Source organism: Candidatus Thioglobus sp. (genome assembly GCF_029243085.1).
Lineage (GTDB): Bacteria > Pseudomonadota > Gammaproteobacteria > PS1 > Pseudothioglobaceae > Thioglobus_A.
The window spans coordinates 1-13,145 of sequence record NZ_JAQWSS010000014.1 but is presented as its reverse complement, the minus strand read 5'-3'; the positions used below and the strand labels follow the sequence as shown (position 1 = coordinate 13,145).

The following is a 13,145-nucleotide window of genomic DNA, read 5'->3' as shown; positions in this document are numbered from 1 at the left end:
CACCAGTTAACACCTTGCCTGATGATGGTGCAACAGTATTGTAAGCTCTAGCAAGACGAGTAATAGAGTCTAACAAAATAATCACATCTTTACCTTGTTCTGCGCGTCTTTTAGCTTTTTGAATAACCATTTCAGCCACTTGTACATGGCGCTTTGCCGGTTCATCAAAAGTCGAAGCAATAACTTCTCCACGAACCGTTCTGGCCATTTCTGTTACTTCTTCAGGGCGCTCATCAATCAATAAAACAATCAGTTCACATTCAGGATTATTACGAGAAATTGATGATGCAATATTCTGCATAATCATAGTTTTACCAGCTTTTGGCGGTGCAACAAGCAACCCTCTTTGACCTTTACCAAATGGTGCGACCAAATCAATGACTCTTGCGGTAATATCTTCAGTACCGCCATTACCAATTTCAAGATCTAAACGTTCATTCGGGTGAATTGGAGTTAATGATGCAAATGGCACTCTATTTCTAACATTTTCAGGATTTTCACCATTTACCTCAGATACTTGAATTAAAGCAAAATATTTTTCACCTTTTTTAGGTGCACGGATTTTTCCTGCAACTAAATCACCCGTTGATAAATTAAACCGTTTTATTTGATTTGGAGAGATATAGATATCATCAGCACCAGATGTATACGAGTCATCACTTGATCTTAAAAATCCATAACCATCTTGCAATACATCTAGGACACCATCGCCAACAACTTCTTCTTTGTTAGCTGCTTTAGCCTTTAAAATAATAAAAATAAGTGTTTGCTTCTTTGCTCGAGAAATATTTTCAGCACCTAAAGATTGTGCCAGTTCTAATAATTCCTCTGGGGATGATTTTTTTAACTCTGATAATTTCATGAAATGTCCATTATGATTTTTGACAAGAACTTGTCAAATGATTATTGCAATTTTTTTGCAAATGATTGTGAGTATATCAAGCGCCTCTGATCGTACACTTGATAAAGGTTAATTAAATATTTGTATCAATAAATGCGCTTAACTCTGCTTTAGACAAAGCACCTACTTTAGTACCAGCAACCGCCCCATCTTTAAACAAAAGCATGGTTGGAATGCCGCGAATACCATATTTAGGTGGCGTCTGATCATTTTCATCAACATTCACTTTGGCAATAACAACTCTACCATCGTATTCATCAGCAATTTCATCTAACACGGGTGCTAATGCTTTACATGGTCCACACCACTCTGCCCAAAAGTCAACTAATACGGTTTGTGAAGAATTAATAACGTCCGTTTCGAAACTATCATCTGTAACTGCTAAAATTTTATCGTTCATAGGTTTTTTTAAATATTCTGAAATGAAAAGAAACAGCAGAACTGCTGTAAGATTGAGATTATATCACTATTCAAACTGATTTAAAAGTTATTACAATCTTTCTATTAAAGCTCTCTCTAGAGCTATTTTCTGAGCTTCGTTCAACGGATCTCCATGCATGTTATTAATAAAAAACACATCTTCTACTCGTTCGCCCATGGTTGAAATTCTAGCATTAATGAGCGATATATCAAGTTCATAAAATACATAAGCAATATTTGAAAGAACCCCTACCCTATCTAGCGTATCGATTTCCAACTGAGTTAAGCGCCATTCCTCATTCTCACCTATTTTGATATGGGTCTTGTTTTCAAAATATTGATGTGAAAAATGCTGCTGAGGCCTGGCAACATCAACTTCAGGAGTGTTTAATGCCTCTTTAATTAATTGATGAAGACTGAGACCACTAAGACGCTTATCTTGCAAGATACTAATTGTATTGTATGCTTTTTGATCTTTAGTAGTTAAAATCTTTGCGTCAACAATATCTAATCCTAATCGTTCAACAACACTCACTAAATTAAAAAATAAGCCTTTGGAATCTTTGCACAGAACAAAAATATCAATAACATTACTCTCAGAAAGCTTGGTACTCACAATTACTTCATCAGAACCTTTATTCATTTGCAAAGATAAATGCCATAAAACATCATCTAATTCATAGCGCAAGTAGTAGTCTTTGGGAAGGTTGTCCAATACAGAATTTACAAATTCCATATCAAACCCTTGTGTAACAACCGCTTTAATTACTTCGTGTTTATTTTTCTCAACCCTTTCGCTACTACTTAACAATACGCTAACTTCACTTTCTAAATACTGCTTAGACTGATTGAATAGTTTTCTTAACAACGAATCTTTCCAATCATTCCACAGATCATCTTTTGTTGCTCGTATGTCTGCAACAGTTAATAAATATAGATACTCTAAAAATTCTACCGAGACCACTTCATTACAAAAACTTCTAATAATCTCAGGATCATCAATATCTTGTTTTTGAGCTACATTTGACATAAGCAAATGCTTTTCAACCAATCCAACCACTATGCTAGTATCAGTCACATTAATCTGATGACTCTTACAAAACTCCTGAGCATCATCCATCCCAAGTTTGGCATGATCCCCACCTCTGCCTTTGGCAATATCATGGAACAAACCAGCAAGTAACAATAATTCTGGTTTTTTAATCTTATTTGATACTTCGCTACACAAACTAAATTCATGTGCAAATTCACTAACAAAGAAACGCCTTAAATTTCTAATAACGAATAATGTATGCTGATCAACGGTAAAGGTATGGAACAGATCGTACTGCATTAGACCGGTAATTTTGCCAAATGCAGGGATATAGTGTTCAAGAATACCGTATCTATTCATTAATTTTAACGCCTTGTTAACACCTTGATTTTGCTGTAGCAATTCAATAAACAAACGATTGTTATTGCGTTTTTTATGATAGTTCTGATCAATTAAATCAAGATTGTCTTGCATTTGCCTTAATGTTCCGGCGCTAATACCGCTTACATAACTATGCTTTGTAATTAGCAAAAAAATTTCAATAAAGGCTGAAGGGCTTTGTATAAAGACCTGGTCATGACTGGCATGAATATAGCCATGTGAAATTTTAAATCGACTATTGAGTATCTGCGTGTTCAGTACTTTATCTTCTAACAATTGCAGCAAAATATCATTGAGGCGAGATACTTTAGTCACTGTACGATAATAATCTTTCATAAAACTTTCGACTGCCATGGAATCGCCATCTGCATAGCCTAGCATATCTGCCACTTGCTTCTGATACTGGTAAGCCAGACGATCTTCTCGTCGAGAAGCAATAACATGCAATGCAAATCTCACTCGCCATAAAAATAATTGCGATTGTCTTAATAGCTCATATTCATCAGGGCTTAGATACTTAGATTTCACCAAATCAAATAATGACTCTACATCAAAATACCATTTAGCAACCCAAGCAACAGTTTGAATATCTCGTAAACCACCTGGACTTTCTTTGATATTAGGCTCTAGATTGTAGGCAGTATTGGAAAAATTTTCATGCCTATTGTTTTGTTCTTTTTGTTTTTCAACTAAAAATGATTGAGAAGACCAGGCGCTTGACTTAATTACTCGCTTCATTTGCTCAAAAATATCACTCTGGCCAATAATAAGCCGGGATTCCAACATATTGGTAACGATACTCAAATCATCAATCACTCGAGCACAATCCTTAATATCTCTGGTTGCATGCCCTACTTCAAGACCAACATCCCACAAGAACGTTAAAAATTGAGAAATCTCTTGCTGGTATGTTTGATGCGAACCGTTTGGAATAAGAATTAATAGATCAATATCAGAGTATAAATGCAACTCACTACGACCATAACCACCTACAGCCACTAATGAAAGTTGAGTGGGCATATTAAAGCTTTGCCAAATATCTCTTAATAATTCATCAACGCCATTGGCTCTAGCCAATACAAAACCCTCTACAGCACTAGTAGAATTTAAAAATCCAGCTTGTAAGGAGTTTTGTAAGTCTTGATATTGAGTTTTATAATCATCTAATTGCATACATAGATGATAACTGATTAGTCACTGCGTTGAGAAATATAATCAAGCGCCATTTGTAGTCTTGCTAAAGTTCGATCTTTACCTACTAATTGCGCAACAATATCTATATTTCCAGCATTGCCATTACCGCTAAGTGCCAGACGGAATGGCTGGCCTATTTTTCCAAAGCCAATGTCAAGCTCTTCACACACCTGTTTTATCTGGTCTTTAATATTGCTGGCAACCCAATCATCCAATGAATTCAGCTTTGTCATTAACAACTGAATTGATTGACTGTCTTTAAACTGTTTTTTTGCCAATTTTTCATTAAATTCATCAAAATCTTGATAGAACATTTTCATGCCTTCAGCCATTTCAACTAAAGTCTTTGAACGCTCCTGTAGATGCTCAACCACTAATTCAAGCGCTGGACCTGTTGATGTGTCAATCTGCTGATGATCCAGATGCCATGCTAAATTTTTTATTAGATGCTCAACATCAGCTGATTTAATATATTCTTGATTTAGCCAGATTAATTTTTCTTGATTAAAGCTTGCAGGCGCTTTATTGATATTTTTTAGCTCAAACAACTCTACAATTTCTGCCAACGTGAAAATTTCTTGATCACCATGTGACCAGCCTAATCGCACTAAATAATTTAATAACGCCTCTGGCAAAAAGCCTTCATCTCGATAAGCCATAACACTAACCGCACCATGACGCTTTGAAAGTCGTGCGCCATCGCTACCTAGAATCATTGGTAAATGGGCAAACTCTGGCAGACGCCAATTTAATGCTTGATACAGGTTGATTTGCCTAGGTGTGTTATTGATATGATCATCACCGCGTATAACGGTATCAATTTCCATATCATAATCATCAACTACAACGGTTAAATTGTATGTTGGGGTGCCATCAGTGCGAGCAATAATCAAATCATCCAATTCCTTATTGGCAATTGAAATTTTACCTTTGACTGCATCGTTAAATGCCACAACACCCTCTAAAGGGTTTTTAAAACGTACCACGCCCGAACTCAGATTTTTATCTCGACAACAGCCATCATATTTTGCCTTCTCGCCCTTTTCGGTTAATTCATCGCGCAAAATTTGCAAACGCTCTTTTGAACATTCGCAATAATAAGCTTTATCTTCGTTAAGTAGCTGCTGAATAATCTCTTTGTAACGATCAAAACGATCTGTTTGGTAAAAAGGACCTTCATCGTGTGCCAGGCCTAACCAATTCATACCATCCAAAATTGCATCAACTGAAGCCTGAGTTGAGCGTTCACGATCAGTGTCCTCAATTCGTAATACAAACTGCCCCTGTTGTTTCCTAGCCCAGGCCCAAGCAAATAACGCCGTTCTGGCGCCACCTATGTGTAGATATCCTGTTGGCGAAGGGGCAAATCTTGACTTCATCACTGGTTTAATTGTTCTGCTTTGTTATACCAAACTTGTGCTTTTTCAAGATCTTTCTCAACTTCCTTGCCATCTTCATATAGCATACCAAGTGTATACATAGGTCCAGGGATGCCAAATTCAGCAGCCTTTTCGAACCACTCAATAGCCTTATCAATATCTTTTTCAACCCCTTCACCAGTCATGTAAGCAACACCAATCATATGATGGGCAAACACATGGTCCTGCTTAGCTGCTAGGATGAAATTCTCAAAACCTAAAGGTTGGTTTTCCACCATACCCAGACCGTTCATTTGCATCATTCCAAGGCGCCATTGACTTTCTGCATTACCCTGGGCTGCAAGTGGTGCTAATAATTGATAAGCCATGGTGAAATTTTTGGTGTCAAAAGCAGTAATACCACTAGATAAATCTGCATTATAAATGTCAGTAGAGTTTGAATCGCTCACAATATTTCTCAAATATAAAAAGACAATAATTTTACACGCAGACTGTGGTTATAATGACTCAATAATCAGCAAACAAACCTTACTCTTTAAGTGGAATTTAACCAACAAGACAACAATCAAAACAGCATTATTTCTATAGAAAATAGTCTTGTGCAATTAAACAATATTCAACTTAAAACACCTTGTTTTATTTCTAAAAGTTTTTCAACGGAAGTAGAAATTACCAATATAGCTGATATCAACAAAGCCGCGCTATTTCCATTAACCAGTCAAGATGATGTTGATATTTTGATTATTGGTACAGGAAAATTACCAAGATTCCTTACAGGCAAGCAGCAAGTTGATATCCAGCAAATGGGGGTTAATACCGAAAGCATGAATAGCGAATCAGCTTGTCGAAGCTTCAACCTGTTATTATCAGATGTTAGGAATGTTGCTCTATTGTTACTATGAATTTCTTTAGTATTGAGCAGATTCGTCATTTTTGGCGTTATTTCAAAATGGATACGCCATTATTCCTTTTAATTATGGCGTTAAGTGGTTTTGGTCTTGTGGTTCTATATTCTGCATCAGCAGGCTCAATATCCACTCTTTATAAGCAAATTTTTCACTTTGCACTAGCAATTAGCGCTATGCTTATTATTGCTCAAATTCCACCCTATTTGTTAAGACGATTTTCTCCTTTTTTAATGTTATTTGGTATTTTTTTATTAACATTAGTCTTATTTTTTGGCTCTAGTAGCGGTGGCGCACAACGCTGGTTAGATCTCGGATTTATTCGCTTCCAGCCATCTGAAATTATGAAAGTTATTGTCCCTATAGCAATCGCCTCGATTCTTAGTGATAAAACTTTACCGCCAAAACCTCTTCCAATCTTTTTATCCATTGTCTCTATTGCTACCATTGTTCTGTTAATCGCTAGACAACCAGATTTAGGCACTTCGCTATTAATTGGCGCTTCGGGTGTTTATGTTTTGTTTTTCTCGGGAATTCGTATACAAATTCTTAGAAACACTTGGCTAAATTTAAGTCTTATTAGCTCATTAATAGTTGCAGGCGGTTACATAGCTTGGAATTATTTACTAATGGCCTATCAAAAAAAACGCATTATGACCTTGATAGATCCAAGCTCAGATCCACTGGGGTCAGGTTATCATATTCTGCAATCCAAAATTGCAATTGGATCGGGTGGCATATTTGGCAAAGGTCTAGAACAAGGATCACAATCTCAACTAAATTTTTTACCAGAACATGCAACAGACTTTATTTTTTCAGTAGTGGCTGAAGAATTAGGCTTTCTTGGAGTGTTGTTTTTATTTTTACTTTACGGACTAATTATTTATAGAGCGTTTGTTATTTCTTTTCAATCTGAAGACAATTTTTCAAAATTATTAGGTGCTAGTCTCACCTTAACATTCTTCACCTATATCTTTGTTAATATCGGTATGGTATCAGGCTTGTTGCCAGTGGTTGGCGTTCCACTTCCATTAATTAGCTATGGTGGCTCATCGCTCATTACCCTAATGGCTAGTTTTGGCATTATTATGGCAATTCGCAAACACAAATCTCCAAGATATCTACAACAATAATGCCTTTAATTGTATTTATCTTCCTATACCTACCTACTGTTGTAATGGCCGAAAGCCTACCAGCAACAAACTTTCAGGCTACACATAATTTCATTAACAAAATGGTTAAAAAGCACCATTTTGATAAACATGAATTACAATTTATATTTTCAAAAACATCTCTAGTTGTTGCTAAAAAAACTGCCAAATCCACCAAAATAAAGTCAAAACCAAAATCCTTGTCTTGGGATAAATATCGCACTTTGTTTATAACTGATACTCGTATCAATAATGGCGTGCAATTTTGGAAAGACAATCTAAAAACACTCAAACAAGCCGAAAAGCAATTTAACGTTCCCCAAGAGATTATTGTTGCAATTTTAGGTATTGAGACCAATTATGGAAAAAACAAAGGCACTCATCCCACACTTGAAACTTTAGCAAGATTATCTTTTGGTAAGCATCGCCGAAAAAAATTCTACCAAAAAGAATTGGAAGAGTTCTTGCTGATGTCTCGTGATAATGGCTTTGCGCCGTTAGCTATTAAAGGTTCTCATGCAGGCGCTATGGGTTATGCTCAATTTATTTCTAGCTCTTACCGACACTATGCAATAGACTTTGATGCTGATGGAAAAGTTAACTTGTTTACTAGTCCAGCAGATGCCATTGGCTCAATTGCTAATTATTTTGACAAACACCAATGGCATGATTTTGGTCCTTATACTCGTCCGATAATCTTAACCGACAATCAAAAACACTACGCAAAATCAAGTACCAATAAGCCAAAAAAGAATGCTCTGTATTGGCGCAACAAAGGTTTTAATATAGATAGTGATATTAATAATAAAACTAAACTTGCCTTTATTAAACTGTCTCAAGATAATCATTTTGAAACCTGGCTGACTTTTTGGAATTTCTATGTGCTAACCCGTTATAATCATGACAACAGATATGCAATGACAGCTGTACTATTATCTGAAAAAATCAAGCAACAATTCACTCAAAAATAACCCGCAAACACTATGTATTTCTCATCCGTATCAAAACTCTTAGTCGCATCAGTTGCAGCCTTTTCAATTAATGCACAAGCCGCAATTTTTATCACCCCAAAAGCGCCTGATATCAATGCTGCCGCTTATACGGTACTTGATTACAATTCTGGAAAAACACTGGCAAGTGACAACGCTCATGAGAAGCGTGCACCTGCTAGTCTTACCAAGCTGATGACGGCTTATGTGGTTTTTCAATTGATCAACGATGGGCGTGCAAGTCTTGAAGATGAAGTTCGTATTAGTGAAAAAGCTTGGAAAACCGGCGGCTCAAAAAGTTTTGTGGAAGTAGGTAAAAGCATCAAGTTAGAAACGCTACTAAAGGGCATGATTATCCAATCAGGCAATGACTCCTCTGTCGCACTAGCTGAACACATTGCTGGTACAGAAGGTACATTTGCCACCTATATGAATGAATATGCGCGTGAACTAAAAATGATCAATTCTCGCTTTGAAAATGCTTCAGGCTTACCACACAATGATCAATACACGACAGCCGCTGATATGGCTATTTTAGCTGCAGCAACCATTCATGACTTTCCACAATTCTACCCATGGTATGCAGAAAAATATTTCACTTACCATGGCATCAAACAGCCTAATCGCAATAAACTACTATGGAGTGATAAAACGGTTGATGGCTTAAAGACTGGCTTCACCAAAAAAGCAGGATACAATCTTGTTGCAAGCGCTAATCGTATGGACATGCGTTTAGTTTCAGTTGTATTAGGCTCAACTAGTGTAGATGCTAGAACTGCACAAACTCAAAAAATATTAGACTATGGTTTTCGTTTTTTCGAAACCAAAAATTTAAAAAATATTGAAAAACAAGTGCCTATTTCTAGTGCCACGACAGACACGCTCAAAGTTGGCACTACGGGTGAAAAAAGCTTTACTTTGGCTCGTGGTCAGTTTAAGTTATCTGACCAAGTCATTCAATTAGATGATAATCTTTCTGCACCTATTAGTAAAGGCGATAAAGTGGGTAGTCTTTTAATCCAGTTTGAAGGAAAAACGACTGCTAAAATTCCTTTAATCGCATTAGAAGATGCAGAAGAAGCAGGATTTTTCTCACGCATGTTGGAGAAAGTTGGGCTTTAATGGTCTACCTTAACGGCGAATTTACTCCTAAAAACAAAGCCTCTATTTCTGTCATGGATAGAGGTTTTTTATTTGGCGATGGTGTGTATGAAGTTATTCCAGTTTATGCAGGAAAAATATTTCGTCTATACGAACATCTTCAGCGTTTGCAAAATAGCCTTGACGCCATTCAAATTCAAAACCCTTATTCAAACAACGAGTGGCTTGATATCTTCAATCGCCTATTAAGTTTTTCTTCAACTGCAAATCAAGCGCTTTATTTACAAATAACTCGTGGTGCAGATGTCAGCAGAAAGCATAGCTTTGAAGCACTAATACCGTCTGTCTTTGTTGAGGCAAACTCCCTCACTCCCAAATCTAGAACTGAACTAGAAACAGGTTTTAGTGCTATTAGTCAGGCCGACTTTCGTTGGCAAAGGTGCGACATTAAGTCCACTTCTCTATTGGCCAATATAATTTACTCGCAACAAGCAAAAGCTTGCCACGCTGAAGAAGTAATTCTACACCGTGATCAACTTGTTACCGAGGGTGCAACTTCCAATGTATTTATTGTCAAAGATTCTACATTATTCACTCATCCTACTGGCACAAACATCCTTTCTGGAATTACCCGTGATTTAGTGCTAGAAAGTGCCAAGTATTGCAATCTAGCCATTCAAGAAGTAGCACCAACCCTGACTCAATTATTATCTGCTGACGAGGTTTGGATCTCCAGCTCTACGCGTGAAGTCATGCCTATTACCAAAGTTGATGATCAATTAATTAACCACGGTAAAGTGGGTGAGCATTGGTTGGAAATCTACAATCATTATCAAACATTAAAGCATGCATGACTTACGACTAGATCAGCTAGAAGACTGGTTGGAGATTTTTTTTGATGATGCTAATTTCACCATCTCTAAAGCCAGTGATGACGCAAGTTTCCGTCGTTATTTTCGCATTGAGCGTAGCAATCTATCATTTATTGCCATGGACGCACCTCCAGACAAGGAAAACTCTGAGATTTTTGTAAAAATTGCCAAACTGTTAAGGCTTAACGGTATTTATACGCCTAAAATTATTGATCAAGATTTGCAGCAAGGTTTTTTACTTATTGAAGATCTAGGCTCTACAACTTTTCTGCAAGCGCTCGGCAAAACAAATACCCTTGAGTTATATCAAATGGCAATTGACGAGCTCATCAAATTACAAACCATAGATTGGCACAAGCAAGCGCTTAATCATTATGATGAATCACTACTTAAAGCTGAATTGCAGCTTATTGTGGAATGGTATTTGCCGAAAAGTATTGAACAACCTTTGCTTGATCAATTGCATCAACTATTTAATGAATTGGTGCAAAATTCTCTTAACTCTCCGCAAGTTTTTGTTCATCGAGACTATCATTGCAGAAATTTAATGATAACTAATAAAAAACTTTCAGTTATTGATTTTCAAGATGCGGTTGTCGGTTCTAATAGTTATGATCTAGTTTCTTTATTAAAAGATGCTTATTATGAGCTTGAAACTGGTGAATTACACACCTTGCTAACTTACTATCATACTCAGGCTAAAATCGCTATCAGCTTCAATGAATTTGAAAAGCAATTTGACCTAATGGGCTTACAGCGCCATTTGAAAATTTTAGGAATTTTCAAACGTCTTTCAATGCGTGATGGTAAGCATCAATATTTGCAAGACATTCCATTAATTGAAAAATACGTCCTACAAATAGCTGACAAATATCCAAATTTTATTTACTTAAAAGACATTATTAACTTAACAAAGGTAGACCAATGAAATCCATGATTTTAGCCGCAGGCAGAGGTGAGCGTATGATGCCACTCACCAAAACCACACCCAAGCCCCTTATAAAAGTTAGAGGCTTAACATTAATTGAACACTCAATCCTTGCACTTAAAAAAGCTAATTTAAAAAATATTATTGTAAATGTTGCTTATTTAGGGTGGCAAATCAAAACCTATATTGGCAATGGATCAAGACTGGGTGTTAGGGTAACCTATAGTGATGAATTTGACGGTGCACTAGATACTGCTGGTGGCATTATCAAAGCGCTGCCACTATTGGGCAAAGAGCCGTTTGTTGTCATTAATTCTGATGTGTTATGTGATTACGATTTATCCAAACTCGCTCTACCGGCTGATTCGCTTGCTCATTTGATATTGGTAGATAATCCTGAACATAATGCAACGGGTGATTTTTCTCTAACAAATGATCACCAAGTGTCAATCAATGAGTCTAACGATTTTACATTCTCTGGTATTGGGATCTATCATCCTGATTTTTTCAAGCCATATGTATCAACTCCAGATAAATTAGCACTTTATCCATTGCTTAAAGATGCTATTGCTAACAACACACTCAGTGCAGAGTATTATGATGGTCTTTGGCAAGATATTGGCACGCCAGAGCGCCGTGATCTAGCACATAATTCTTAACAGCTAACCCGCTTTCTTAAGTGCCCATGATTTAGTTACATGCTGTATTAATGATTCAAAATTTAACAGATTGTTAAATTTGAAAAATTAAAATATCATTCATTTTTATTAAGAACTTAAAGCGTTAATTCAAGTAAAATAATTTTTGGTAGTGCTTAGAGTACTCCTGCAATGAATGGTTACAAACCCCGCCAGGTCCGGAAGGAAGCAACGGTAGTAATTTTTTCATGTGTTGGATGTTATTCTGGGTACTGCCATTTTTAAATTATTTCTCTTAGTATGAGTGACCATTACCAAGTCCTAGCACGCAAATATCGCCCGCATACGTTTGGCGAACTAGTTGGGCAAACTCATGCTAAAAAAACTCTAGTCAATGCACTAGACGCTAATAACTTACACCACGGTTTTTTATTTACTGGAACACGCGGTGTAGGTAAGACAACCATTGCGCGTATCTTTGCCAAATCTATCAATTGCGAAGCAGGTGTTAGCTCTACGCCTTGTGGCCAATGCGCAACTTGTGTCGAAATTGACAAAGGTCAATCAGTTGATCTAATCGAGCTGGATGCTGCGTCGCATACAGGTGTAGACAATATGCGTGATATTTTAGAAAATGCGCAATACATGCCGACTAAAAATCGCTACAAGATTTATTTGATCGACGAAGTTCATATGCTCTCCAAAAGTAGTTTTAACGCCCTACTTAAAACGCTTGAAGAGCCGCCAGAACATGTTAAATTCTTACTGGCAACGACTGATCCGCAAAAGCTTCCAGTCACTGTTTTATCTCGTTGTTTGCAATTTACCCTGCAACAATTAACCCATGATGAGATCTTAGGCCAACTAAAATTTATCATGGATACTGAGAGTTTGAGCTACGAAGAATCTGCGCTTAATCAAATTGCTGATTTTGGCAATGGCTCAATGCGCGATGCACTTAGCTTGCTTGATCAGTCGATTTCATATGGAAACGGCACAGTCACCAGTAAAGATATTAAAGCAATGCTTGGTTTGGTTCATCATGATGATATCCTTACATTAGCCAAACATTTATTTAATCAAGATGCAAAAGCGGTGATTAAATTTATTAGAGATCTAGCTCATCGTGGCGAAAATCTAACTAACGCTTTGAAAGATCTAAGTTCTCTATTTCATCAGATCTCATTAGCCCAAATTATTAATGATGGGGTAAGTGATGACATCCAGGAGCTGGCTGGTCATATCTCTAATCA

At 36.8% G+C, this 13,145-nt stretch carries 13 protein-coding genes and 1 other RNA gene; 9 read left to right on the top strand and 5 right to left on the bottom strand.

Going from position 1 to position 13,145, the window contains the following annotated elements; genetic code table 11:
* The 5 genes from rho to P8M52_RS01035 form a co-directional block, all read right to left on the bottom strand.
* Nucleotides 1–862: transcription termination factor Rho (gene rho, locus P8M52_RS01055; protein WP_300306062.1), on the bottom strand; the 862-nt coding region annotated here is incomplete at its 3' end.
* A gap of 112 nt (nt 863–974) precedes the next feature.
* The gene (trxA, locus tag P8M52_RS01050) at nt 975–1,301 is read right to left on the bottom strand and encodes a thioredoxin TrxA (RefSeq protein ID WP_300306059.1); all 327 of its coding nucleotides are present in this window, start codon (nt 1,299–1,301) and stop codon (nt 975–977) included.
* A gap of 90 nt (nt 1,302–1,391) precedes the next feature.
* A complete protein-coding gene (gene glnD, locus P8M52_RS01045) occupies nt 1,392–3,908 on the bottom strand; it encodes a [protein-PII] uridylyltransferase (protein ID WP_300306056.1) in 2,517 nt (838 codons plus the stop codon).
* 17 nt (nt 3,909–3,925) lie between these two features.
* Complete coding sequence (gene gltX / locus P8M52_RS01040; RefSeq protein ID WP_300306064.1) at nt 3,926–5,308, bottom strand: glutamate--tRNA ligase; 1,383 nt, start codon at nt 5,306–5,308, stop codon at nt 3,926–3,928.
* Nucleotides 5,308–5,757, bottom strand: a complete 450-nt coding sequence (locus P8M52_RS01035; protein ID WP_300306053.1) for a tetratricopeptide repeat protein — start codon at nt 5,755–5,757, stop codon at nt 5,308–5,310. The genes gltX and P8M52_RS01035 overlap by 1 nt, the downstream gene beginning before the upstream one ends.
* A 90-nt stretch (nt 5,758–5,847) precedes the next feature.
* Here P8M52_RS01035 and P8M52_RS01030 point away from each other — a divergent pair, with 90 nt between their 5' ends.
* The 9 genes from P8M52_RS01030 to dnaX form a co-directional block, all read left to right on the top strand.
* Nucleotides 5,848–6,210, top strand: coding sequence for an Mth938-like domain-containing protein (locus tag P8M52_RS01030; RefSeq protein ID WP_300306050.1), 363 nt, complete (start codon nt 5,848–5,850; stop codon nt 6,208–6,210).
* Nucleotides 6,207–7,346: a rod shape-determining protein RodA gene (gene rodA / locus P8M52_RS01025; protein WP_300306047.1), complete on the top strand. Its 1,140-nt coding sequence runs from the start codon at nt 6,207–6,209 to the stop codon at nt 7,344–7,346. The genes P8M52_RS01030 and rodA overlap by 4 nt, the downstream gene beginning before the upstream one ends.
* Entirely contained in the window at nt 7,346–8,335 is a 990-nt protein-coding gene (gene mltB / locus P8M52_RS01020) for a lytic murein transglycosylase B (RefSeq protein WP_300306044.1), read from the top strand. The genes rodA and mltB overlap by 1 nt, the downstream gene beginning before the upstream one ends.
* A gap of 12 nt (nt 8,336–8,347) precedes the next feature.
* Entirely contained in the window at nt 8,348–9,475 is a 1,128-nt protein-coding gene (locus tag P8M52_RS01015; RefSeq protein WP_300306041.1) for a D-alanyl-D-alanine carboxypeptidase family protein, read from the top strand.
* The gene (locus P8M52_RS01010) at nt 9,475–10,308 is read left to right on the top strand and encodes a D-amino acid aminotransferase (RefSeq protein ID WP_300306038.1); all 834 of its coding nucleotides are present in this window, start codon (nt 9,475–9,477) and stop codon (nt 10,306–10,308) included. Before P8M52_RS01015 ends, P8M52_RS01010 begins: the two co-directional genes overlap by 1 nt.
* Complete coding sequence (locus tag P8M52_RS01005) at nt 10,301–11,254, top strand: phosphotransferase (RefSeq protein WP_300306035.1); 954 nt, start codon at nt 10,301–10,303, stop codon at nt 11,252–11,254. Before P8M52_RS01010 ends, P8M52_RS01005 begins: the two co-directional genes overlap by 8 nt.
* Nucleotides 11,251–11,913, top strand: coding sequence for an N-acetylmuramate alpha-1-phosphate uridylyltransferase MurU (gene murU, locus P8M52_RS01000; RefSeq protein WP_300306032.1), 663 nt, complete (start codon nt 11,251–11,253; stop codon nt 11,911–11,913). Before P8M52_RS01005 ends, murU begins: the two co-directional genes overlap by 4 nt.
* A gap of 155 nt (nt 11,914–12,068) precedes the next feature.
* Nucleotides 12,069–12,164: signal recognition particle sRNA small type (gene ffs / locus P8M52_RS00995), an RNA gene on the top strand.
* 28 nt (nt 12,165–12,192) lie between these two features.
* On the top strand, nt 12,193–13,145 hold a 953-nt coding region (dnaX, locus tag P8M52_RS00990; protein ID WP_300306029.1), incomplete at its 3' end, for a DNA polymerase III subunit gamma/tau.

Excerpts from the sequence above, each read along its gene's own strand:
- trxA (WP_300306059.1), bottom strand. The coding sequence starts at position 1,301 with ATGAACGATAAAATTTTAGCAGTTACAGATGATAGTTTCGAAACGGAC.
- glnD (WP_300306056.1), bottom strand. The coding sequence starts at position 3,908 with ATGCAATTAGATGATTATAAAACTCAATATCAAGACTTACAAAACTCC.
- gltX (WP_300306064.1), bottom strand. The coding sequence starts at position 5,308 with ATGAAGTCAAGATTTGCCCCTTCGCCAACAGGATATCTACACATAGGT.
- rodA (WP_300306047.1), top strand. The coding sequence starts at position 6,207 with ATGAATTTCTTTAGTATTGAGCAGATTCGTCATTTTTGGCGTTATTTC.
- mltB (WP_300306044.1), top strand. The coding sequence starts at position 7,346 with ATGCCTTTAATTGTATTTATCTTCCTATACCTACCTACTGTTGTAATG.
- P8M52_RS01015 (WP_300306041.1), top strand. The coding sequence starts at position 8,348 with ATGTATTTCTCATCCGTATCAAAACTCTTAGTCGCATCAGTTGCAGCC.
- P8M52_RS01010 (WP_300306038.1), top strand. The coding sequence starts at position 9,475 with ATGGTCTACCTTAACGGCGAATTTACTCCTAAAAACAAAGCCTCTATT.
- P8M52_RS01005 (WP_300306035.1), top strand. The coding sequence starts at position 10,301 with ATGCATGACTTACGACTAGATCAGCTAGAAGACTGGTTGGAGATTTTT.
- murU (WP_300306032.1), top strand. The coding sequence starts at position 11,251 with ATGAAATCCATGATTTTAGCCGCAGGCAGAGGTGAGCGTATGATGCCA.